The 23,811-nt window shown below is 54.6% G+C and carries 21 protein-coding genes and 2 tRNA genes; 5 read left to right on the top strand and 18 right to left on the bottom strand.

All coding sequences use genetic code 11. From position 1 onward, the window contains the following. Positions 1-81: 81 nt before the first annotated feature. The 8 genes from pnp to CWM53_RS14140 form a co-directional block, all read right to left on the bottom strand. Entirely contained in the window at positions 82-2,217 is a 2,136-nt protein-coding gene (gene pnp / locus CWM53_RS14180; RefSeq protein WP_061153206.1) for a polyribonucleotide nucleotidyltransferase, read from the bottom strand. Positions 2,218-2,459: 242 nt separating this feature from the next. Further along, positions 2,460-2,729 carry a 30S ribosomal protein S15 gene (gene rpsO / locus CWM53_RS14170; protein ID WP_004106090.1) on the bottom strand — a complete coding sequence of 90 codons (270 nt, stop codon included), beginning with the start codon at positions 2,727-2,729 and terminating at the stop codon, positions 2,460-2,462. A gap of 148 nt (positions 2,730-2,877) precedes the next feature. Continuing rightward, on the bottom strand, positions 2,878-3,822 hold the full coding sequence (truB, locus tag CWM53_RS14165; RefSeq protein WP_061153205.1) for a tRNA pseudouridine(55) synthase TruB: 945 nt from the start codon (positions 3,820-3,822) through the stop codon (positions 2,878-2,880). Further along, complete coding sequence (gene rbfA / locus CWM53_RS14160) at positions 3,822-4,223, bottom strand: 30S ribosome-binding factor RbfA (RefSeq protein ID WP_002918248.1); 402 nt, start codon at positions 4,221-4,223, stop codon at positions 3,822-3,824. The genes truB and rbfA overlap by 1 nt, the downstream gene beginning before the upstream one ends. A gap of 102 nt (positions 4,224-4,325) precedes the next feature. Next, complete coding sequence (gene infB, locus CWM53_RS14155; protein ID WP_061153204.1) at positions 4,326-7,016, bottom strand: translation initiation factor IF-2; 2,691 nt, start codon at positions 7,014-7,016, stop codon at positions 4,326-4,328. A 24-nt stretch (positions 7,017-7,040) separates the two neighbouring features. Continuing rightward, positions 7,041-8,528 (bottom strand): transcription termination factor NusA, encoded by a 1,488-nt coding sequence (nusA, locus tag CWM53_RS14150; protein ID WP_100730028.1) that lies wholly within the window; start codon positions 8,526-8,528, stop codon positions 7,041-7,043. Between the two features lie 27 nt (positions 8,529-8,555). Beyond that, on the bottom strand, positions 8,556-9,008 hold the full coding sequence (rimP, locus tag CWM53_RS14145) for a ribosome maturation factor RimP (protein WP_002918364.1): 453 nt from the start codon (positions 9,006-9,008) through the stop codon (positions 8,556-8,558). 208 nt (positions 9,009-9,216) lie between these two features. Then, positions 9,217-9,293, bottom strand: a tRNA-Met gene (locus tag CWM53_RS14140). A 307-nt stretch (positions 9,294-9,600) separates the two neighbouring features. On the opposite strand from CWM53_RS14140, the gene argG reads away from it, so the two are divergent. The 3 genes from argG (at position 9,601) to CWM53_RS14125 (ending at position 12,648) form a co-directional block, all read left to right on the top strand. Then, complete coding sequence (gene argG / locus CWM53_RS14135; protein WP_061153203.1) at positions 9,601-10,944, top strand: argininosuccinate synthase; 1,344 nt, start codon at positions 9,601-9,603, stop codon at positions 10,942-10,944. Positions 10,945-11,116: 172 nt separating this feature from the next. Further along, positions 11,117-11,746, top strand: a complete 630-nt coding sequence (locus CWM53_RS14130; protein WP_074387699.1) for a winged helix-turn-helix transcriptional regulator — start codon at positions 11,117-11,119, stop codon at positions 11,744-11,746. A gap of 350 nt (positions 11,747-12,096) precedes the next feature. Next, positions 12,097-12,648, top strand: a complete 552-nt coding sequence (locus tag CWM53_RS14125; RefSeq protein ID WP_061153202.1) for a YfaZ family outer membrane protein — start codon at positions 12,097-12,099, stop codon at positions 12,646-12,648. A 41-nt stretch (positions 12,649-12,689) separates the two neighbouring features. Here CWM53_RS14125 and CWM53_RS31040 read toward each other — a convergent pair whose 3' ends face one another. The 7 genes from CWM53_RS31040 to rlmE all read right to left on the bottom strand — a co-directional run bounded on the left by CWM53_RS31040 (position 12,690) and on the right by rlmE (position 18,829). Continuing rightward, the gene (locus CWM53_RS31040) at positions 12,690-12,938 is read right to left on the bottom strand and encodes a hypothetical protein (protein ID WP_162493299.1); all 249 of its coding nucleotides are present in this window, start codon (positions 12,936-12,938) and stop codon (positions 12,690-12,692) included. A gap of 297 nt (positions 12,939-13,235) precedes the next feature. After that, positions 13,236-13,322, bottom strand: a tRNA-Leu gene (locus CWM53_RS14115). 9 nt (positions 13,323-13,331) lie between these two features. Then, on the bottom strand, positions 13,332-13,661 hold the full coding sequence (gene secG / locus CWM53_RS14110) for a preprotein translocase subunit SecG (RefSeq protein WP_061153201.1): 330 nt from the start codon (positions 13,659-13,661) through the stop codon (positions 13,332-13,334). A 229-nt stretch (positions 13,662-13,890) separates the two neighbouring features. After that, positions 13,891-15,228, bottom strand: a complete 1,338-nt coding sequence (gene glmM, locus CWM53_RS14105; RefSeq protein WP_004206179.1) for a phosphoglucosamine mutase — start codon at positions 15,226-15,228, stop codon at positions 13,891-13,893. Continuing rightward, the gene (gene folP, locus CWM53_RS14100) at positions 15,221-16,069 is read right to left on the bottom strand and encodes a dihydropteroate synthase (RefSeq protein ID WP_100632184.1); all 849 of its coding nucleotides are present in this window, start codon (positions 16,067-16,069) and stop codon (positions 15,221-15,223) included. Before folP ends, glmM begins: the two co-directional genes overlap by 8 nt. A gap of 96 nt (positions 16,070-16,165) precedes the next feature. Then, positions 16,166-18,100: an ATP-dependent zinc metalloprotease FtsH gene (gene ftsH, locus CWM53_RS14095; RefSeq protein ID WP_061153198.1), complete on the bottom strand. Its 1,935-nt coding sequence runs from the start codon at positions 18,098-18,100 to the stop codon at positions 16,166-16,168. A 99-nt stretch (positions 18,101-18,199) separates the two neighbouring features. Then, complete coding sequence (rlmE, locus tag CWM53_RS14090) at positions 18,200-18,829, bottom strand: 23S rRNA (uridine(2552)-2'-O)-methyltransferase RlmE (protein ID WP_008806638.1); 630 nt, start codon at positions 18,827-18,829, stop codon at positions 18,200-18,202. Between the two features lie 123 nt (positions 18,830-18,952). Here rlmE and yhbY point away from each other — a divergent pair, with 123 nt between their 5' ends. Continuing rightward, positions 18,953-19,246, top strand: a complete 294-nt coding sequence (gene yhbY / locus CWM53_RS14085; RefSeq protein ID WP_002918374.1) for a ribosome assembly RNA-binding protein YhbY — start codon at positions 18,953-18,955, stop codon at positions 19,244-19,246. A 152-nt stretch (positions 19,247-19,398) separates the two neighbouring features. On the opposite strand, the gene greA is transcribed toward yhbY, so the two are convergent. Further along, positions 19,399-19,875, bottom strand: coding sequence for a transcription elongation factor GreA (greA, locus tag CWM53_RS14080; protein WP_008806639.1), 477 nt, complete (start codon positions 19,873-19,875; stop codon positions 19,399-19,401). Positions 19,876-20,110: 235 nt separating this feature from the next. On the opposite strand from greA, the gene dacB reads away from it, so the two are divergent. After that, the gene (gene dacB, locus CWM53_RS14075) at positions 20,111-21,544 is read left to right on the top strand and encodes a serine-type D-Ala-D-Ala carboxypeptidase (RefSeq protein ID WP_008806640.1); all 1,434 of its coding nucleotides are present in this window, start codon (positions 20,111-20,113) and stop codon (positions 21,542-21,544) included. Between the two features lie 51 nt (positions 21,545-21,595). On the opposite strand, the gene cgtA is transcribed toward dacB, so the two are convergent. Further along, positions 21,596-22,774: an Obg family GTPase CgtA gene (gene cgtA, locus CWM53_RS14070; RefSeq protein WP_100730517.1), complete on the bottom strand. Its 1,179-nt coding sequence runs from the start codon at positions 22,772-22,774 to the stop codon at positions 21,596-21,598. 15 nt (positions 22,775-22,789) lie between these two features. Continuing rightward, entirely contained in the window at positions 22,790-23,755 is a 966-nt protein-coding gene (locus CWM53_RS14065; protein WP_061153195.1) for a DMT family transporter, read from the bottom strand. Between the last annotated feature and the right edge of the window lie 56 nt (positions 23,756-23,811).

Raw genomic sequence — 23,811 nt, 5'->3', positions numbered from 1 at the left:
TGAACGTCCTGTTCCCCGGCTGCAAACGAGGCGTCCTGCCCGTAAAACGCCCTCCGCAAAAGCGGAGGGCTAACGGCAACCTTACTCGCCCTGCTCGGCGACCGGAGCTTCCGGCGCTGCAGCAGACGGAGTCTGTTCAGTTGCTTCTTTGATGCTCAGACGGACACGGCCCTGACGGTCAACTTCCAGAACCTTAACCGGTACTTCCTGACCCATCTGCAGATAGTCAGTCACTTTCTCAACACGCTTGTCAGCGATCTGCGAGATGTGAACCAGACCTTCTTTACCGCCGCCGATGGCAACGAACGCGCCAAAATCAACGATACGGGTCACTTTACCATTGTAGATACGGCCAACTTCGATCTCAGCAGTGATCTCTTCGATACGACGGATAGCGTGCTGCGCTTTGTCGCCGTCGGTCGCTGCGATCTTCACGGTACCGTCATCTTCGATTTCGATGGTGGTGCCGGTTTCTTCGGTCAGGGCACGGATAACAGAACCGCCTTTACCGATAACGTCTTTGATCTTGTCCGGGTTGATCTTGATGGTGTGGATACGCGGTGCGAATTCAGAGATGTCGCCGCGCGGCGCGTTAATCGCCTGTTCCATCACGCCCAGGATGTGCAGACGCGCACCTTTAGCCTGGTTCAGAGCAACCTGCATGATTTCTTTGGTGATACCTTCAATTTTGATATCCATCTGCAGCGCAGAGATACCGTCGCGGGAACCCGCTACTTTGAAGTCCATATCGCCAAGGTGGTCTTCGTCACCCAGGATGTCAGACAGAACAACGAAGTTGTCGCCTTCTTTCACCAGGCCCATTGCGATACCCGCAACGGCGGCTTTCACCGGTACACCCGCGTCCATCAGCGCCAGAGAGGCGCCACAGACGGAAGCCATGGAAGAAGAACCGTTGGATTCGGTGATTTCAGACACCACGCGAACAGTGTACGGGAATTCGTCGATAGTCGGCATCACGGCCAGTACGCCGCGCTTAGCCAGACGACCGTGACCGATTTCACGACGCTTCGGAGAACCCACCATGCCAGTTTCGCCTACGGAGTACGGAGGGAAGTTGTAGTGGAACAGGAAAGAGTCCGTGCGCTCGCCCATCAGTTCGTCGATGTTCTGCGCATCGCGTGCGGTACCCAGGGTAGCAGTAACCAGCGCCTGCGTTTCGCCACGGGTAAACAGTGCGGAACCGTGAGTACGCGGCAGTACGCCGGTACGAACGTCCAGACCACGGATCATGTCTTTTTCGCGGCCATCGATACGCGGCTCGCCTGCCAGTACGCGGCTACGAACAACGTTCTTCTCGATAGCGTGCAGGATTTCACCCAGTTCGTTAGCGTCCAGGGTTTCATCTTCTGCAACCAGCGTGGCGATGGTTTCAGACTTGATCACGTCAACCTGAGCGTAACGCTCTTGTTTGTCGGTGATACGGTAAGCATCGCTCAGGCGGGATTCAGCCAGTGCAGCCACGCGCGCGTTCAGCGCGGCATCAACGACTTCCGGCTGCCAGTCCCAACGCGGTTTACCGGCTTCTTTCACCAGATCGTTGATGGTCTGGATAACAATCTGCTGCTGTTCGTGACCAAAGACCACTGCGCCCAGCATCTGGTCTTCGCTCAGCAGTTCAGCTTCGGATTCAACCATCAGCACGGCCGCTTCAGTACCGGCAACCACCAGGTCCAGTTTGCTGGACTTCAGTTCTTCCTGGGTTGGGTTCAGTACGTACTGGTCGTTGATGTAACCCACGCGCGCGGCGCCGATTGGGCCATTGAACGGAATACCAGACAGGGACAGCGCAGCGGAAGCGCCGATCATCGCGACGATATCCGGGTTAACCTGCGGGTTAACGGAAACGACAGTGGCGATAACCTGAACTTCGTTAACGAAGCCTTCCGGGAACAGCGGGCGAACCGGGCGGTCAATCAGACGCGCGATCAGGGTTTCACCTTCGCTTGGACGGCCTTCACGACGGAAGAAACCACCCGGGATTTTACCGGCAGCGTAGGTACGCTCCTGGTAGTTAACAGTCAGCGGGAAAAAGTCCTGGCCTGGCTTCGCTTTTTTCTGACCCACAACGGTAACGAATACCGCAGTGTCATCCATGCTAACCATCACAGCGGCCGTTGCCTGGCGCGCCATCATGCCGGTTTCCAGGGTCACGGTATGCTGGCCGTACTGGAATTTACGAACGATCGGATTAAGCAAAATTCTATCCTTTTTATCTATAAATGACGCCATATCCACGACATAGCGTCTATTGACCCGATCCTCTGCATCCTCGCGACTAATGACAACCTTTACCCGCCCCTGCGGATGAAGCCTCTCATTAGCCGCGCGAACCTCTGCATGAAGATCATTACTAGCAACAATACATGAGTTTTGAATGAATTGCTGCCGCCCGGTCGAAAAAAGGGGCCGTCAGGCCCCTTTTTCTGAAACTCGCAGAATTAGCGACGCAGACCCAGACGCTCGATCAGCGAAGAGTAACGTGCAACATCTTTACGTTTCAGGTAGTCGAGCAGTTTACGACGCTGAGAAACCATGCGCAGCAGACCACGACGGCTGTGGTGATCTTTTTTGTGCTCTGCAAAGTGGCCCTGCAGGTGGTTGATCTGTGCGGTCAGCAGTGCAACCTGAACTTCGGTAGAACCGCTGTCGTTTTCGCCACGACCAAACTCAGAAACGATTTTTGCTTTAGCTTCAACGCTTAGAGACATTTTATAACTCCAAAAATTAAAAGAAAGAAAGGGTGCCGATCTCTAATTCAGCGACCCCTGATGCAACGCCCGAAAATGTTAAAACACTTTAGCGGACGTTAAGCGGCGATATTCTACTCGTAGCAGGCTTTTATCGCAAGAAAAGCGCTTACGCCGGGTATTCCACCACCAGACGACGCGGCGCCACGCGGCCTTCATCGTCAATTTCGCCCATGCCGAGAAACTTGCCAGACTCGTTTTCCATCACCCGCACCAGCCCGCTAAGCGGCGCGCCAGACTGACGTACCGGGTTGCCGTTCTTAAAGTAGACCGCGGAAGTCTCCGGAATCGTCACCAGCGGATAGTCCGAAGCCGGGCTGTCCATCGGCATCAGCAGCGGGTCAAGCAGTTGCGCGGCAGGGATATCCTGCGCCGCCGCCTGATCGACCAGTGCCTGCAGCTGCTCGAGGGTCACCATCCGCTCAACCGGGTATTTGCTCACCGCCAGGCGACGCAGGAAAATCACGTGCGCGCCGCAGCCGAGTTTCTCACCTAAATCATCGATAATCGTTCGGATGTAGGTGCCTTTCGAGCAGTGGATCTCCAGCTCCAGTTCATCGCCTTCGTGGCGAATAAACAGCAGCTCATAGACCGTAATCGGCCGGGCCTCCCGCGGGACGTCAATACCCTGGCGAGCATATTCGTACAGCTTCTTGCCCTGATATTTGAGCGCAGAGTACATCGACGGCACCTGCTGCGTCTCGCCGCGGAAACTCTCCAGCGCCGCCGCCAGCTGTTCGTCGCTAAAGGTTAGCGGACGCTCTTCCACCACCTGACCGTCGGCATCAGAGGTATCCGTGCGCTGGCCCAGTTTGGCAATCACGCGATAACGCTTATCGGAGTCCAGCAGATACTGGGAAAACTTGGTCGCTTCGCCAAGGCACACTGGCAGCATACCGGTCGCCAGCGGATCCAGCGCGCCGGTGTGCCCGGCGCGGTTGGCGTTATAAATACGTTTTACTTTCTGCAGCACATCGTTGCTGGAAGCGCCCTGAGGCTTATCCAGCAGCAATACGCCGTGCACGTCGCGGCCGCGACGACGAGGACGACTCATCAGTCCTCCTTGCTGTCGTCCGGGTTCACACGACGCTCATCGTCGTGTTTCACCACGCTGGTGACCAGATTGGACATGCGCATCCCTTCCACCAGTGAGTTGTCATAGAAGAAAGTCAGTTCCGGCACGATGCGCAGACGCATCGCTTTACCCAGCAGAGAGCGGATAAAGCCAGAGGCTTCCTGCAGCGCTTTGATGCCCGCTTTTACCGCGGCTTCATCTTTGTCGTTCAGAAAGGTGACATACACCTTGGCATAGGCCAGGTCGCGGGACATTTCCACACCGGAAACGGTGGTCATCATGCCCAGACGCGGATCTTTGATTTCACGCTGCAGGATGATGGCAATCTCTTTTTGCATCTCCTGGGCCACACGCTGCGGGCGACCAAATTCTTTCGCCATAATAAGTTCTCCAGAATAAAGACAAAAAAGGGGCCAAAAGCCCCTTTTTAAAATGATTGCCGGGTGGCGCTTCGCTTCCCCGGCTGCTTAGCCATCAGATGATTAATCGATGCTACGCTGGATTTCGATGATTTCGAACACTTCGATCATATCGCCAACGCGAACGTCGTTGTAGTTCTTCACACCGATACCACATTCCATGCCGTTACGGACTTCGTTGACGTCATCTTTGAAGCGGCGCAGGGATTCCAGCTCGCCTTCATAGATAACCACGTTGTCGCGCAGTACGCGGATTGGGTTGTGACGTTTGATCGTCCCTTCGGTAACCATACAGCCTGCGATGGCGCCGAATTTCGGCGATTTGAACACATCACGTACTTCAGCCAGACCAATGATCTGCTGTTTCAGTTCCGGAGACAGCATGCCGCTCATCGCTGCTTTCACTTCGTCGATCAGGTTATAGATGACGGAGTAGTAACGCAGATCCAGGCTTTCCGCTTCGATAACTTTACGTGCAGAGGCATCGGCACGAACGTTGAAGCCAACCAGAATCGCGTTGGAAGCTGCTGCCAGGGTCGCGTCGGTTTCGGTGATACCACCTACGCCGGAACCGATGATCTTCACTTTCACTTCGTCGGTAGACAGTTTCAGTAAGGAATCGGAAATCGCTTCGACAGAACCCTGCACGTCCGCTTTCAGCACGATGTTCACTTCGTGAACTTCGCCTTCAGTCATGTTAGCGAACATGTTTTCCAGTTTAGATTTCTGCTGACGCGCCAGCTTAACTTCACGGAATTTGCCCTGACGATACAGTGCAACTTCACGCGCTTTTTTCTCGTCACGAACGACGGTCACTTCATCACCCGCAGCAGGAACACCGGACAGGCCGAGGATTTCCACCGGAATGGACGGACCCGCTTCCAGAACTTCGCGACCCAGTTCGTCACGCATCGCACGCACGCGGCCATATTCAAAGCCACACAGTACGATATCGCCCTTATGCAGGGTACCTTCGCGAACCAGAACGGTAGCCACCGGACCACGACCTTTATCGAGGAAGGATTCGATGACCGCGCCGCTCGCCATACCGTTACGTACGGCTTTCAGTTCGAGAACTTCAGCCTGCAGCAGGATAGCGTTCAGCAGGTCGTCGATACCAGTACCGACTTTCGCGGATACCGGGATGAACTGCGCTTCGCCGCCCCACTCTTCCGGCATTACGCCGTACTGGGAGAGTTCGTTCTTCACGCGATCCATATCCGCTTCCGGCTTATCGATCTTGTTCACCGCAACCACTACCGGCACCTGAGCCGCTTTGGCGTGCTGGATAGCTTCCACAGTCTGCGGCATCACGCCGTCGTCTGCTGCCACCACCAGAACCACGATATCCGTTGCCTGCGCACCACGAGCACGCATGGAGGTAAACGCGGCGTGGCCCGGGGTATCCAGGAAGGTGATCATGCCGTTGTCGGTTTCTACGTGGTAGGCGCCGATGTGCTGGGTAATACCACCCGCTTCGCCGGAGGCAACCTTAGTAGAACGAATGTAGTCCAGCAGCGAGGTTTTACCGTGGTCAACGTGACCCATGATGGTCACTACCGGTGCGCGCGGTTCAGCCGCAGCGCCGGTGTCACGGTCGCTCATTACTGCTTCTTCCAGCTCGTTTTCACGACGCAGGATAACTTTATGGCCCATCTCTTCGGCAACCAGCTGTGCGGTTTCCTGGTCGATGACCTGGTTGATGGTCGCCATGGCACCCAGCTTCATCATCGCTTTGATGACCTGAGAACCTTTCACCGCCATCTTGTTAGCCAGTTCGCCAACGGTGATGGTTTCACCGATGATAACGTCACGGTTAACAGCCTGAGCCGGCTTCTGGAAGCCCTGCTGCAGAGCGGAACCTTTACGGTGCTTGCCGCCTTTGCCACCACGAACGGCCGCACGGGCTTCTTCACGGTCAGCTTTAGATTCAGCGTGTTTGTTGCCTTTTTTGGCCGGACGAGCCACTTTGCTGCTACGACTACGACCACGGCCGCCTTCGACTTCACGGTCGTTATCATCTTCAGCCTGACGCGCATGCTGAGAGGTGGTTACGTGGTAGTCGGTCGTTTCTTCAGGGGTTTCTGGAGTTTCAGTCCAGTTTTTTTCATTTTCTTCAGCCATACGGCGTGCTTCTTCCGCTACACGGCGCGCTTCTTCTTCAAGTTTGCGGCGTGCTTCTTCTTCCGATTTGCGCTTCAGCTCCGCTGCTTCGTTCTCACGGCGGGTCTTTTCAGCCTGGGCGGTCTTGGTCATTTCGTCGGTATGTTGATTGCTCACTTTGTCTTTTTCCGCGGCTTCACGTTTCGCTTTATCAGCGACTTCACGTTTAGCTTGTTCTGCGGCCTCACGTTCAGCTTTTAATTGCGCCTCGCGTTTCGCTGCTTCTTCAGCTTCACGACGGGCCTGCTCTTCCGCTTCACGCTGCGCCTGCTCTTCCGCGGCCAGGCGTTCAGCCTCTTGCGGATCGCGTTTCACAAAGGTGCGTTTCTTGCGGACTTCGATTTGTACCGATTTACTCTTTCCACCGGTACCTGGAATATTCAACGTGCTGCGCGTTTTACGCTGCAACGTCAGCTTGTCAGGCGCCGAACCGTGTTCACGATTCAGGTGCGTTAACAAGGTTTGCTTCTCTTGCGCGGTCACAGAATCATCAGCCGATTTGCGAATACCTGCATCAGCAAATTGCTGTATCAGGCGATCCACAGAGGTCTGAATTTCTGAGGCCAGCGCTTTAATAGTCACATCTGTCATGCTGTTCCTTCCTGCTACAGTTTATTACGCTTCGTCGCCGAACCAACAAATGTTGCGAGCAGCCATGATGAGCTCGCCAGCTTTCTCGTCGGTCATCCCTTCGATATCAGCCAGGTCATCAACGCCCTGCTCGGCGAGTTCTTCCAGCGTACAAACACCACGGGCGGCCAGTTTGAATGCCAGAGCACGATCCAGACCTTCCAGATTCAACAGATCATCGGCAGGTTTGTTGTCTCCCAGGCTTTCTTCCTGAGCCAGCGCCAGCGTAGTCAGTGCGTTTTTCGCACGCTCACGAAGTGCTTCAACGGTGGCTTCATCCAGACCGTCGATTTCCAGCAGTTCTTTCATTGGCACATAGGCCAGTTCTTCCAGCGAGGAGAAGCCTTCTTCAACCAGCACTGTCGCGAAATCTTCATCAATATCGAGATACTTGGTGAAGATATCGATAGCGGCATGCGCTTCCGCCTGGTGCTTAGCCTGCAGATCGTCAACGGTCATCACGTTGAGTTCCCAGCCGCTGAGCTGCGAAGCCAGACGAACGTTCTGACCGTTACGGCCAATCGCCTGCGCCAGGTTGCCCGCTTCCACCGCGATATCCATGGTGTGTTTATCTTCATCCACCACGATAGACGCGACGTCTGCCGGCGCCATGGCGTTAATCACGAACTGCGCCGGGTTATCATCCCACAGGACGATATCGATGCGTTCGCCGCCCAGCTCAGTAGAGACGGCCTGCACACGCGCACCGCGCATACCAACGCAAGCGCCAACCGGGTCGATACGCTTGTCGTTGGTTTTTACCGCGATTTTCGCACGAGAGCCCGGATCGCGAGCTGCCGCTTTGATCTCCAGCACTTCTTCCCCGATTTCCGGCACTTCGATGCGGAACAGTTCGATCAGCATCTCAGGTTTGGAACGGGTCACGAACAGCTGGGCGCCACGCGCTTCCGGACGGACAGCGTACAGTACACCGCGGATGCGGTCGCCCGGACGGAAGTTTTCACGCGGCAGCATATCTTCACGCAGGATCACGGCTTCAGCGTTGTTGCCCAGATCCAGGGTGATATTGTCGCGGTTCACTTTTTTCACCACGCCGGTGATGATCTCACCTTCGTGCTCGCGGAACTGATCGACCACCATCGCGCGCTCGGCTTCGCGGACTTTCTGCACGATAACCTGCTTAGCGGTCTGCGTGGTGATACGGTCGAAGGTGACAGACTCAATCTGATCTTCGACATAATCGCCGACGTTCATGCTTTCATCTTCGTAACGCGCCGCTTCCAGCGTGATCTCGCGCGTCGGCTGAGTCACCTCTTCAACAACCAGCCAGCGACGGAAGGTGTCAAAATCACCGCTCTTACGGTCGATTTCTACGCGAACGTCGATCTCTTGTTCGTATTTTTTCTTGGTGGCCGTTGCCAGCGCGCTTTCCAGCGCTTCGAAAATTTTCTCGCGCGGCAGCGCTTTTTCGTTGGAAACGGCTTCAACAACAGCCAAAATTTCTTTGTTCATCGGGGCCTTTCACCTCAATCCAGACTGTTAAAAGTGGGGAACCAGGTTCGCCTTCTGGATGTTACTCAGCGCGAACACTTCATCTTTGCCTTCGACGGTTACCGTGATCATTTCACCGTCTACCGCTTTGATAATGCCCTGCCATTTGCGACGGTTCTGAACCGCCATGCGCAGCACCAGCGCAACTTCTTCGCCAGTGAAACGTTGATAGTGTTCGGCGGTGAACATCGGACGGTCGAGACCAGGCGAAGAGACTTCCAGGTTGTAAGCGACAGTGATCGGGTCTTCAACATCCATGACGGCGCTTACCTGGTGGCTCACATCAGCACAATCATCAACGTTGATGCCATCTTCACTATCAATATAGATGCGCAGTGTGGATGTGCGACCGCGAATAAATTCGATGCCGACCAGCTCAAAGCCAAGCGCTTCAACCGGCGCAGTGAGCATCTCTGTTAATTTTTGCTCTAATGTGGACAAACCCACCCCCAAGACATAAAAAAAGGGCGTATAGCCCAGTTATTCTGAAGTCAGATAACAAAAAACCCCGATAAATCGGGGCTTTAGATAACTGAACCCTGAGATCGCCATGGCGATCTGGAACACCTTCCGCAAGAATTCTTTCAAATTCGGCTACGAAGGACACTTAGTCCTCACAGTATATTTGAAAAAGTACTTAATGGGAAAGTGGTTGCGGGGGCCGGATTTGAACCGACGACCTTCGGGTTATGAGCCCGACGAGCTACCAGGCTGCTCCACCCCGCGCCTGAAACGTGGCATATTTTACTCTTATTGAGTAAAAGACGCAAATACTGCTGGGATTTGGTACCGAAGACGGGACATAAAATCGGGGTGAATTGTATCGGCAATTAGTATATTTTGTCAACATGCATTTTATCGCCCCCGATTGCCGTTTGTGCTGGTATTTCAGGCTTTTTTAGCAAAAAGATGATGAAGCCCTTCCTGTCGCCAGTAAAAGATGGTTAAATGAATACTCACAATTAATGCATAAAAATGCAGTTAAGGTTGTTGAGTCGAACTCACCACAGTCTATCGAGCAGGGTTTTATTTTATGACGACGATTCTCAAGCATCTCCCGGTTGGTCAACGTATTGGTATCGCTTTCTCTGGTGGACTGGATACCAGCGCCGCGCTGTTATGGATGCGCAAAAAAGGCGCCGTGCCTTATGCATATACCGCTAACCTGGGTCAACCGGACGAAGACGACTACGATGCTATTCCGCGCCGCGCGAAAGAGTATGGCGCCGAAGGTGCCCGTCTGATCGACTGCCGCAAACAGCTGGTCGCAGAAGGGATCGCGGCGATTCAGTGTGGCGCATTCCATAACACCACCGGTGGGTTGACCTACTTCAACACCACGCCGCTGGGCCGCGCGGTCACCGGCACCATGCTGGTGGCGGCAATGAAAGAAGATGGCGTCAACATCTGGGGCGATGGCAGCACCTATAAAGGCAACGATATCGAACGTTTCTATCGTTACGGCCTGCTGACCAATGCTGAACTGCAGATTTACAAGCCGTGGCTGGACAGCGACTTTATTGATGAACTCGGCGGCCGTCACGAAATGTCCGAATTTATGATCGCCTGCGGCTTTGACTACAAGATGTCAGTCGAAAAAGCCTATTCCACCGACTCCAACATGCTCGGCGCGACCCACGAAGCGAAAGACCTCGAATTCCTGAACTCCAGCGTCAAGATCGTCAACCCGATTATGGGCGTGAAGTTCTGGGACGAAACCGTGAAGATCCCTGCGGAAGAGGTGACGGTACGCTTTGAGCAAGGCCATCCGGTGGCGCTGAATGGCAAAACCTTCGCCGATGACGTCGAGATGATGCTGGAAGCCAACCGTATCGGTGGTCGCCACGGTCTGGGCATGAGCGATCAGATTGAAAACCGCATTATCGAAGCGAAAAGCCGCGGCATTTATGAAGCCCCGGGGATGGCGCTGCTGCATATCGCCTATGAGCGTCTGCTGACCGGTATCCATAACGAAGATACTATCGAGCAATACCACGCCCACGGTCGTCAACTGGGCCGCCTGCTGTATCAGGGACGCTGGTTCGATTCCCAGGCGCTGATGCTGCGTGATTCACTGCAACGCTGGGTTGCCAGCCAGATCACCGGTGAAGTCACCCTCGAACTGCGTCGCGGTAACGACTACTCGATCCTCAATACCGTTTCAGACAACCTGACCTATAAAGCAGAGCGTCTGACCATGGAAAAAGGCGATTCTATGTTTACCGCCGAAGACCGTATCGGTCAGCTGACCATGCGTAATCTGGATATCACCGATACCCGCGAGAAGCTGTTTGGCTATGCCCAGTCTGGCCTGCTGAGCGCCTCCTCAGCAACCGGTTTACCGCAGGTTGAGAATCTGGAAAACAAAGGCAAATAATCGCCTGACGATGTTTGCTCTCCGCCGGCGGCTTTCCGCCGGCTTTTTATTTTTTGTTACCCACCAACATCAAAAAAAATCGCCAGGACGCATTTTTTCCTTATCGCCCGACCAGCAAAATTGTTGACTATAATAACCTCAATTGATTAATTCATATCTGGTGATAAACATCATGAATATTAAACCACCGATCAGGCCGCAAAAGGCCATTGACCGACTGATCGATGTGCTTGAGCCGCACGCCACGCCCGTTAACGCGATCGCCAGAAAAAGACTGACATGGGAATATAAAGGCAAAACTCAGCTCTTTATTTTTAAAAAAGGCGAACTGTCGATTATCCGTAATTCCGACAAGCTATTGATGGTAACCGTCTATGAGCCGCACCTTTTCGGCGTGGCGGAAATGCTACAGCCCAGCCGTAGCCATAGCCTGCGGGCGGAGGTCTCATCCGAGCTGCTACGGATCGACTCTGACCTGGCCTCCGCACTCTTTCGCCAGCATAACCTGTGGGAGGAGGTGACCAGCCTGCTGGCCTATCATACTTCGTACCTGGTATATCGTGACGATCTGGTCCTGCAACAGCGAACCTATTCGGTTATCCGTAACCATCTACTGGAAATGATGCTATTAACCGAAGAGACCCGGCAGCGCGTGTCTATTCTTGAATATATTCAGGACAGGACCCATCTGTCGCGCAGCAGTATTCTCAATGTCTTGTCAGCATTAAAGAAAGGCGGTTATATTGCCTTTGCCCGCGGCGGTTATTTGCAAAGCATCGCCTCACTTCCTGAAAAATTTTGACCGCACCAGTCACCTTTATTTGTTGTTATTCACCTCACTGTTGAAAATGTTTAAATTTAAATCAATAAACGCTAACGGTAAAAAAAGAAAAATTTTATGCTGAGCATCTGAATTTACCGGCGGACAACATGTCCCTGGGCTCGACCAGCAGGCAGCCACTCACGGCGTTAACCGCCGGGCCTGCACCGGCTCAGGATATGCCACCGGAAATCGGCCAGGCGTTAGCAGCGGTAGCGGGAGTTGACCCCCTCGCCTGTCGTCTGCAGCGACCATAACGATGAGATCCAAGAACCCGTTAATTTTGCCCGAACGCCCGTATCGGGCTTTTTTTTATCTGAAGGAATTCCACAATGAAGTCTATTACTCCAAAATTGGTTGCCGTGATGATCGCCCTGGGGGCCAGCAGCGCCGTCTGCGCATCCGTTAACCTGCATGGTGAAGCCGGTGCCGAGTTCACCAATCTCTCCGCCAGCTTTGGCGCCGGGGAACCGGGTATGACGTTCAATACCCAGTGGGTCCACAGCGACAACGACGGGGATAGCGTAGGACTGGGAATGGGCTACAACTTTAACCTTGGGCCTTTTCTGATGACGCTGGGCGGTAAAGGTGTCTATCTGAACCCCAACGATGGGGATGAAGGTTACGCCATTGCTGCAGGTGGCGGAGCAGAACTCCCCCTCGGCCAGTACTTCACGCTCTTCGGTGAGGGCTATTACTCACCCGACTCAATGTCCAGCGGCGTCGATGATTATGTGGAGGCCAATGCCGGATTACGTATTAACGTGCTCCCGTCTCTGAATATCGAAGCAGGCTATCGTTATATCGATATCGCCGGGAAAGATGGCCATCGTGACAACACCCTGGCCGACGGGGCCTATGCCGGGGTTAACTTCCGCTTTTAATCCTTACACAGGGATTGCCGTCCGGCAGTCCCTGCCTTCTCTCAGCTGGCCAACGGCACGCTTTTCAGCACGCGGTTGATCTCCTGCAGACCAGCAACATTATTCTCTTTCCGGTAAACGTCATTCATGGACGCCATCTGCTCCAGACGGGTCAGGGCGCCATACACCTGGTACGCCTCACTATGTCTGTCAAACACATCGCGGCGCTCCACATCCTGCAAATAATGATTTTTCAACGAATGGTTAAGGCGACCAATCAGTGCCGTATTGTCCTGGAAATAGCGCGTCACCGCCTGGGCATTATTCGCTGTAGCCCCAGGCTCACTGTGCGATACCGGTACCGTTAGCGCATTAATCGTCTCCACCGTTTGGGAGGGCGATGTTGAACTGCACCCTGCTAAACCGAGCACGCCGGCGACGATAAGCAACCCGATCTTGTTCATTATGTCACTTCACCTCTGTTAATTTGACGAGGCGACTTTAACGACAGTAAAAGGAGGGAACCAGCAAAGAGATGTTTATAAATAAATGGCCGGTGGGGACAAAAACAAAAAAAGACGCTTTTCAGCGTCTTTTTTCTGGAATATTGGTACCGAGGATGGGACTCGAACCCACAAGCCCGTTAGGGCACTACCACCTCAAGGTAGCGTGTCTACCAATTCCACCACCTCGGTACAGAATACTTAGTGCGGGATGTCGCTGCTCGGCTGAGCCGGTGCAGTTGGCTGAGTTTGCTCCGTTTTCGGCGCGCTCAGGTTATCCCACTCACTTCCTTTACTGGTCTTGTTGCTGTTGATATTACCCAGCGCCAGACTGATGATGAAGAACAGCGCAGCCAGGATGCCGGTCATACGGGTCATGAAGTTACCAGAACCGCTGGACCCAAACAGTGTGCCGGAAGCGCCTGCACCGAAGGAGGCTCCCATATCAGCGCCTTTACCTTGCTGCAGCATAACCAGACCAACAAGGCCAATCGCTACAATAAGGAAAACTACCAAAAGAGCTTCGTACATAATCAACCTGTTCCTTGCGGATTTGCCGCATACCAAGTGCTTCGACCAATAAAGCGGGACGTTTTAACGTTTCCCACTGAAGCGGGTGTGAATACTAACCAAAGCGAATGACCTTCGCAAGGGCAATTTCGACACATTGTATCAACTGCAGAAAAAAACAGCAAAAAGTCGGTTTTCTATCATAAAAAAGGCGGCAAGCGCCGCCTTTTTAACCACTTAGCCGGAAAGCTTAGACGCTTTTTACCGCTTCGGCGATGCGATGCGCGAACTCGTGCACCTGATCTTCATGCTCGCCTTCCACCATGACGCGGATCAGCGGCTCCGTTCCGGATTTACGCAGCAGGACACGGCCGCGTTTCCCTAACGCCGCTTCCACTTCTGCGGTCACCGCTTTGACATGCTCGTTCTCCAGTGGGTTACCGCTGCCTTCGGTAAACCGCACATTCACCAGCAGTTGAGGGAACATCTTCATACCGCTGCAGAGGTCATGCAGGCTCATATGGTTGCGTACCATCGCCGCGACCACCTGCAGACTGGCGACGATGCCATCGCCGGTGGTGGTTTTATCCAGCAGGATCACGTGGCCGGAGTTTTCCGCACCAATGCGCCAGCCTTTTTCCTGCAGCATCTCGAGCACATAGCGGTCACCGACCTTCGCGCGGGCAAATGGAATACCTAACTGCTTGAGCGCCAGCTCCAGTCCCATATTGCTCATCAGCGTGCCGACGGCGCCGCCGCGCAGCTGCCCCTGACGCAGTCCTTCCCGGGCGATGATGTAGAGGATCTGGTCGCCATCGACTTTATTACCTTCATGGTCAACCATGATCACCCGATCGCCATCGCCATCGTAGGCAATGCCCAGATCGGCTTTCTCCGCCAGCACGCGCGCCTGCAGCGCACGCACGTCGGTGGCGCCGACCTCTTCGTTGATGTTGAGGCCGTCTGGCTCGCAGCCCATCGCGATAACCTGGGCTCCCAGCTCGCGGAAGACATTGGGGGCAATGTGATAGGTCGCGCCGTGCGCGCAATCCACCACCACTTTCAGCGTGGAGAGGCTCAGTTCGTTGGGAAAGGTGCCTTTACAAAATTCAATGTAGCGCCCGGCGGCATCGACGATACGGCTGGCTTTGCCCAGTTCTGCCGAATCCACGCAGGTAAGCTCCTTCTCCATTTCGGCTTCAATCGCCTCTTCCACATCGTCTGGCAGCTTGGTGCCCTCAATGGAGAAGAATTTAATACCGTTGTCGTAGAAAGGGTTATGCGAAGCCGAGATAACGATCCCCGCCTCGGCGCGGAATGCGCGCGTCAGGTAGGCGATAGCCGGTGTCGGCATGGGTCCGGTGAACGACGCAGAGAGCCCCGCTGCCGCCAGCCCAGCTTCCAGCGCCGACTCCAACATGTAGCCCGAAATACGGGTATCCTTGCCGATGATAATTTTACGCGAGCCGTGGCGCGCTAACACTTTCCCTGCCGCCCAGCCCAGCTTAAGCACAAACTCCGGAGTGATCGGCGCATCGCCGACGCGGCCACGAATACCATCGGTGCCAAAATACTTGCGGTTACTCATAACGTTTTTTTCCCTTAGCGGCGAGGGTGGCTTCCACCACGCGCAGCGCTTCTACCGTTTCTTTGACATCATGGACGCGGATTATCTGCGCGCCCTGCATTGCTGCAATGACGGCACACGCCAGGCTGCCGTTCAGCCGTTCTGACGGCCCGACGTTCAGCAACTGACCTACCATCGACTTACGCGACATACCGACCAGCAGAGGCAGCCCAAAGTGGTGAAACTCCCCCAGTCTGGCCAGCAGTTGATAATTATGGGAGAGATTTTTACCGAAACCGAATCCTGGGTCGAGCAGCAATTTTTCTTTTGCGATCCCCGCCTGCTCGCAGCGCACAATATGTTCTGTAAAAAAGCGCTCGACATCGGCGAAGACATCCTCATATTTCGGCGCCTCCTGCATGGTTTTCGGCTGACCCTGCATATGCATCAGACACACCGGCAGCCCGGTTTCCGCGGCTGCCTGCAGCGCGCCAGGCTCGGTCAGAGAGCGAATATCGTTAATGATATGCGCCCCTGCCCGGGCCGATTCGAGGATAACCTCCGGTTTGGAGGTATCCACCGAGATCCACACTTCAAAGCGCTGAGCGATCGCTTCGACGACCGGGATCACCCGTGCGAGTTCCTCTTCTACGCTCACTTCAGCCGCCCCTGGCCGCGTCGATTCACCGCCGATATCAATGATGGTCGCCCCGGCGTTAATCATCAGGTTGGCATGCTTCACCGCCTCAACCAGCGAGTTGTGGGCACCGCCATCGGAGAAAGAGTCGGGCGTCACATTAAGAATGCCCATCACATGGGGATGAGAGAGATCGAGGGTTGAGCCCTGGGCTACAAGTTTCATCACAAAATCCCTGAGACTGAAGAGGTTAAAAAAGAAAAACCCCGGAGCGGGCGCCCCGGGGTTTTAAGGTTAAAACAAGACATCAACAGCGGTAGCTTACTTGTCGCCCAGCTGCTCTGACATGGTGTTGCCCGGGTTCGGCGTACGCGGTTCATCAACCGGGCGCGGCGCACGAGGCGTACCATTGTTGTCAGAGTTGTTCGAAGAACCAGATTCTTCCCAACCCGCTGGCGGACGAACATCGCGACGAGCCATCAGGTCGTCAATCTGCGGCGCATCGATGGTCTCATATTTCATGAGCGCATCTTTCATCGCGTGCAGGATGTCCATGTTGTCGTTCAGCAGTTGACGAGCACGACCGTAGTTACGCTCAATCAGCGATTTCACTTCCTGGTCGATGATACGCGCGGTTTCATCAGACATATGCTTCGCTTTCGCTACGCTACGGCCGAGGAAGACTTCGCCCTCTTCTTCCGCATACAGCAGCGGACCGAGTTTGTCGGAGAAGCCCCACTGAGTCACCATGTTACGCGCCAGGTTTGTCGCCACTTTAATATCGTTGGACGCACCGGTAGAAACATGTTCCGGACCGTAGATAATCTCTTCCGCAAGACGACCGCCGTACAGCGTGGAGATCTGGCTTTCCAGTTTCTGACGGCTGGCGCTGATCGCATCGCCTTCCGGCAGGAAGAAGGTCACACCCAGCGCACGACCGCGCGGGATAATCGTCACTTTATGGACCGGATCGTGTTCCGGTACCAGACGGCCGATAATGGCGTGGCCCGCTTCGTGGTAAGCGGTCGATTCTTTCTGCGCTTCCGTCATCACCATGGAGCGACGTTCCGCACCCATCATGATTTTGTCTTTCGCTTTTTCGAACTCAACCATCGACACAACGCGTTTGTTGCCGCGAGCAGCAAACAGCGCCGCTTCGTTGACCAGGTTCGCCAGGTCCGCACCGGAGAAGCCCGGGGTACCGCGCGCAATGATCGCCGCGTCGATATCCGGCGCCAGCGGTACGCGACGCATATGCACTTTCAGGATCTGTTCACGACCGCGAACATCCGGCAGACCAACAACAACCTGGCGGTCGAAACGGCCTGGACGCAGCAGCGCCGGGTCAAGAACGTCCGGACGGTTAGTCGCCGCGATAACAATGATACCTTCGTTACCTTCGAAGCCGTCCATTTCAACCAGCATCTGGTTCAGGGTCTGCTCACGTTCATCGTGACCACCACCAAGGCCCGCGCCACGCTGGCGGCCGACGGCGTCGATTTCATCGATGAAGATGATGCAAGGCGCTGCTTTCTTGGCCTGTTCGAACATGTCACGCACACGAGATGCACCGACACCGACGAACATTTCGACGAAATCAGAACCGGAAATTGTGAAGAACGGCACCTTCGCTTCGCCAGCGATCGCTTTCGCCAGCAGCGTTTTACCGGTACCCGGAGGGCCGACCATCAGGACGCCTTTCGGGATCTTACCGCCCAGTTTCTGGAAGCGGCTCGGCTCACGCAGGTATTCCACCAGCTCACCGACTTCCTCTTTCGCTTCGTCACACCCGGCAACGTCGGCAAAAGTCGTTTTGATCTGGTCTTCCGTCAGCATACGGGCTTTGCTTTTGCCGAAGGACATCGCGCCCTTTCCGCCGCCGCCCTGCATTTGCCGCATAAAGAAGATCCAGACGCCGATCAACAGCAGCATTGGGAACCAGGAGATGAAGATGGAAGCCAGCAGGCTTGGCTCTTCTGGTGGTTCGCCAATAACTTTGACGTTTTTAGTCAACAGGTTATCGAGCAGCTTCGGATCGTTAACCGGAATGTAAGTCGTGTAACGGTTACTATCTTTCTTGGTAACGTTGATCTCACGTCCGTTGATACGCGCTTCGCGAACCTGGTCCTGATTGACCTCTTGCAGGAAGGTAGAATAATCCACCTTGCGGCCATTCGACTCGCTGGGCCCAAAGCTCTGGAATACTGACATCAGCACAACGGCAATGACCAGCCAGAGTATTAGGTTTTTCGCCATGTCACTCAAGGGATTAACCTCTTATTACAACTGTGTTAAAAACAGCGTCAGGATACTCTATATCCAGTTTCATTCAAACTTTCGTTTGAAATCTGCCGGTTATGGTTTACGCCCGGTCGCTACAATATACACTTCACGCGAACGAGCGCGGGAAGAGTCCGGCTTACGAACTTTGACCTTCGTAAACAGGGAGCGAATTTCTCGAAGATACTCATCGAAGCCTTCGCCCTGGAACACCTTCACTACAAAACTACCACCTGGCGCTAATACATCACGAGACATTTCAAGCGCCAGTTCTACCAGATACATAGCCCGGGGAATATCCACCGCCGGTGTTCCGCACATATTCGGCGCCATATCGGACATGACAACTTGGACTTTACTGTCGCCCACTCGCTCAAGTAACGCTTTCAGGACTAATTCATCACGAAAATCGCCCTGAAGGAAGTCCACACCAACGATTGGATCCATTGGTAAAAGATCGCAAGCAATGATGCGGCCGCTGTTGCCGATCTGCGTGACCGCATACTGCGACCAGCCACCGGGAGCAGCACCGAGGTCAACTATCGTCATCCCCGGCTTAAAAATTTTGTCACTTTGCTGTATTTCATCAAGTTTAAACCAGGCACGGGAACGTAACCCCTTTTTCTGTGCCTGTTGAACATATTTATCGCTAAAGTGTTCCTGAAGCCAGCGGCTTGAGCTGGCAGAACGCTTTTTACCTGTCATTTAACATTCCCGTTCGGGTTCATCGTACTTTACTGCGTAAAAATCGACGCGGTAGTTTGGCGATATATGGGAGATGGCGGTAGAATGACCCGTTTTCAATCCCAACGTAAGCAAAAAAATACGATGAATCTGAGTACTAAACAAAAACAGCACCTGAAAGGTCTGGCACATCCGCTCAAGCCAGTAGTTATGCTTGGCAATAATGGTTTGACCGAAGGGGTACTGGCCGAGATCGAACAAGCGTTAGGGCACCATGAGCTCATCAAGGTGAAGATCGCCTCAGAAGATCGCGAAACTAAAGCCTTGATCGTGGAAGCCATCGTGCGTGAAACCGGCGCCTGTAATGTACAGGTCATCGGTAAAACGCTGGTTCTGTACCGCCCAACGCCAGAGCGTAAGATCTCGCTGCCACGCTAAGAATATCCTGAATCTCGACACAACTTTGTGTAAAACGAGGGATTTCTGCGGCCAGGCGAGCAAAATGCCATGCTCCTGACGTTGATAAAAGGCCGCTATGCGGCCTTTTTCCTTTCTTTACAATCTATAAAGATCGTAGCGGGAAATACGCCTTACAGGTATTCAACCTTAGTAATTTCGTATTCCACTTCACCACCCGGGGTACGGATAGTCACGACATCATCCTGCTCTTTGCCGATCAGACCACGCGCGATCGGTGAGTTCACGGAGATCAGATTCTGCTTAAAATCCGCTTCATCATCGCCCACGATGCGGTAGGTCTGTTCCTCGTCGGTATCGAGGTTCAGCACGCTGACGGTTGAACCAAAAATCACCCGGCCATTATTCGGCATTTTGGTGATATCAATCACCTGGGCATTGGACAGCTTCGCTTCGATATCTTTGATTCGCCCTTCGCAGAAGCCCTGCTGCTCACGCGCGGCATGATACTCAGCATTCTCTTTCAGATCGCCGTGCTCACGAGCGTCAGCAATAGCGGCAATGATTTCAGGACGACGCACAGACTTCAGATAATCCAGTTCTTCGCGCAGTTTCTCAGCGCCACGTAAGGTCATCGGAATCGCTTGCATTAGTTATACCTCTTTATCATTCCTTCAGGGAACGGATAGTCCCGCCCCGCCACCTGCCCTGCCCACAGGCAGGACACGAGCAAAAAGAAACCGACCCGGGAAACACTCCCCAGGTCAGCAGCAATTTTTCATTTGATAGGTATTTTACCCCGAAGTTCATTATGGGTCATCGTTTACTTTACTGGGCGTTGCACCGTAGTATGACGGCCTGGCTTCAGGTTGTTAGCGCGAGATTATGCGATTTCCCAGATTTATCATCGGATTGACTGCCGGTATAGCGCTTAGCGCTCAGGCGGCGAATATTGACGAGTACATCAACCAGCTTCCCGCCGGTGCGAACCTTGCCTTTATGGCGCAAAAGGTCGGCGCATCGACGCCGGAAATCGACTATCACAGCCAGCAAATGGCGCTCCCGGCCAGTACGCAAAAGGTTATCACCGCGCTGGCGGCTCTGCTGCAGCTGGGGCCCGATTTCCGCTTTACCACCACGCTGGAAACCAAAGGCTCACTTGACGGCGGCGTGCTGAAAGGCGATCTGATTGCGCGCTTCGGCGGCGATCCGACGCTCAAACGGCAGGATATTCGCAATATGGTGGCGACGCTGAAAAAAGCTGGCGTGCAGCGTATCGAAGGCAATGTGCTCATCGATACCTCGGTCTTCGCCAGCCATGACAAAGCGCCGGGCTGGCCGTGGAACGACCTGACGCAGTGCTTCAGCGCCCCGCCGGCGGCCGCAATTGTCGACCGTAACTGCTTCTCTGTCTCGCTGTATAGCGCGCAGAAACCGGGCGATCTCGCCTTCATTCGCGTTGCGTCCTATTATCCGGTAACCATGTTCAGCCAGGTGCGAACGCTGGCGCGCGGCTCAGCAGAAGCACAGTACTGCGAGCTCGACGTAGTGCCAGGCGATCTCAATCGCTATACCCTCACTGGCTGCCTGCCGCAGCGTAGCGAGCCGCTGCCGCTGGCCTTCGCCATTCAGGACGGCGCCAGCTACGCCGGGGCGATCCTCAAAGCGGAGCTGACCCAGGCGGGGATCACCTATAGCGGCACGCTGTTGCGCCAGACGCTGGCCAATGACCCCGGAACGGTATTAGCCACCACCCAGTCGGCTCCACTGCACGATCTGCTGCGGATCATGCTGAAGAAGTCAGATAACATGATTGCCGACACCGTCTTTCGTACCATCGGCCACGCCCGCTTCGGCGTACCAGGCACCTGGCGGGCAGGATCCGATGCCGTACGCCAGATCCTGCGTCAACAGGCTGGGGTCGATCTCGGCAACACGATCATCGCCGACGGCTCTGGCTTGTCGCGCCACAACCTGATCGCCCCGGCGACCATGATGCAGGTGCTGCAGTATATCGCCCAGCACGATACCGAGCTCAACTTCATCTCCATGCTGCCGCTGGCGGGCCACGACGGGTCGCTGCAATACCGCGCCGGTCTCCACCAGGCGGGCGTGGATGGCAAAGTCTCGGCGAAAACAGGTTCGTTGCAGGGGGTTTATAACCTTGCAGGCTTTATCACTACCGCCAGCGGACAAAAGGTGGCCTTCGTGCAATATCTCTCCGGCTACGCCGTGGAACCCGCCGACCAGCGTAATCGCCGCATCCCGCTGGTCCGCTTTGAAAGCCGCTTGTATAAAGATTTGTACCAGAACAACTAAAACAAAAGGGCCGCATCAGATGCGGCCCTTTTTGATCCAGCGAAGTCAGGATTAGCGTTTGTAGATGAATTCGACGCCTTCTTCGTCGTCTTCGTCCCAGTCGTCATCCCAGTCTTCGTCATCTTCCACTTCGACTTCGGCTTCTTCAAGCTGCTGACGGTGATAGTCGTCCCACATGAACTCGACTTTCTCCGGCTTCTGCTCTTCTTCCACATGCACGATCGGGTTTTCGATGATAAAGGTCATCACGTCCCAGCACAGCTCTTTCACGCCCTGCTGGCTGGCCGCTGAGATCAGGTAGAATTTATCTTCCCAACCCAGCGCTTCGGCAATCGCCTTCGCTTTGGCTTCGGCTTCCGCTTTGTCCATCAGGTCAATCTTGTTAAAGACTAACCAGCGTGGCTTAGAGGCCAGCTTCTCGCTGTATTTCTCCAGCTCGCCAATGATAATGCGGGCATTCTCAACCGGATCGGAACCATCGATAGGCTCGATGTCGATGAGATGCAGCAGCACACGGCAGCGCTCAAGGTGCTTGAGGAAGCGGATACCAAGGCCTGCACCTTCCGCTGCGCCTTCAATCAGCCCCGGGATATCGGCGACCACGAAGCTCTTCTCGTTGTCCATACGCACCACGCCCAGGCTCGGCACCAGGGTGGTAAACGGATAGTCAGCCACTTTCGGCTTGGCGGCGGAGACCGCGCGGATGAAGGTGGATTTGCCGGCGTTCGGCATCCCCAGCATCCCGACATCGGCCAGCAGCATCAGCTCCAGCTGCAGGTCGCGTTTATCACCCGGGGTACCCATGGTCTTCTGACGCGGGGTGCGGTTAACGGATGATTTGAAACGGGTGTTGCCCAGACCGTGCCAGCCACCTTTCGCCACCATCAGACGCTGACCGTGTTTGGTCATGTCGCCCATGGTCTCGCCGGTTCCCTGGTCGATAACCCGGGTCCCGACCGGCACTTTCACCGTCACGTCTTTACCACGCTTACCGGTACAGTCGCGGCTCTGGCCATTCTGCCCGCGTTCGGCGCGGAACGATTTTTCAAAACGGTAGTCGATCAGGGTGTTCAGGTTCTCGTCCGCTTCCAGCCAGACATCGCCGCCGTCACCGCCATCGCCGCCGTCCGGGCCGCCACGTGGAATATATTTTTCGCGGCGGAAGCTTACGCAACCATTGCCGCCGTCACCTGCTACGACCAGGATCGTTGCTTCATCTACAAACTTCATTTTACTCTCCGTAAATCATTCGCCTGAGCGGGGCAGCGGTACAACCGCCTCTCGCTTACGCCAACGCCCCCAAAGACGATGGCCGATGGCGGAATACATCGCGCCCGCAACCACGACAAACGCACCGAGATAACCAATCAGGTTTAACATCGGTCTGGCGAAAAAATCGGGCCAGGCCATTGATAATAAATCAGAAAACAGTAGCGTAAACAGTGGCGTCAAGGTGATTAACGCGCTGACCTGCGCCGCCTGCCAGCGCGCCATGGCTTCCGCCAGCGCCCCGTAGCCGACCAGAGTATTCAGCCCGCAAAAAATCAGGCATGCCAATTGCCAGTCGCTTAACTGGGATATCACCCCGGGCTTAGCGAGCGGCAGTAATGCAATCGTACATAAAGTGTACAGCAAAAATAGTATCTGCTGTGATGCCAGACGGCGCAATAACACCTTTTGCGCGACGCCATAGCTTACCCACACCGTTGCAGCAGCAACGCCGAAAATTACCCCCCATGTGTAATCCGTCAGGCGGGTAAAGATTTCAATCAGGCTGGTGTTGAAAAACATCACCAGCCCGCTGAGCAACATCAACGCGCCCACCACCTGGGTACCGCGCATGCGCTCTTTCAGAATCACGACGCTTGCCACCATCATGCCCACCGGCGATAGCTGGCCGATGACCTGAGAAGCAGTGGGGCTGAGATATTGCAGGGAAGAACTGAACAGAATGAAGTTACCGAACAGGCCACCGGTGGCAATGGCTAACAAAACCAGCCAGCGCGGCTTGCGAAAAATTCGCAGCGGCGGCAGTTTGCCTTTGATCGCGAGGATCGCGCCAAGCCCAATACTTGCCATCAGAAAGCGATAAAACACCACCGTAGGCGGCGCCATCACCTCGAGAACCTGCTTCATTGCAATCGGCAGCGCTCCCCAGCACATCGCGGTGGTGAGCGCCAGAATAATGCCAATCCCAGCCTGCTGCTTCATGCCTGTTTCCCTGCAAAATTTTCCAGTAGACGAATGTAAAAAGCCCCGCAACGTGT

This window comes from Klebsiella sp. A-Nf5 (genome assembly GCF_002810545.1).
GTDB classification, from domain to species: Bacteria; Pseudomonadota; Gammaproteobacteria; order Enterobacterales; family Enterobacteriaceae; genus Klebsiella; species Klebsiella variicola.
The sequence above is the reverse complement of the archived record's forward strand: the minus strand, read 5'-3'. Positions and strand labels throughout refer to the sequence as shown.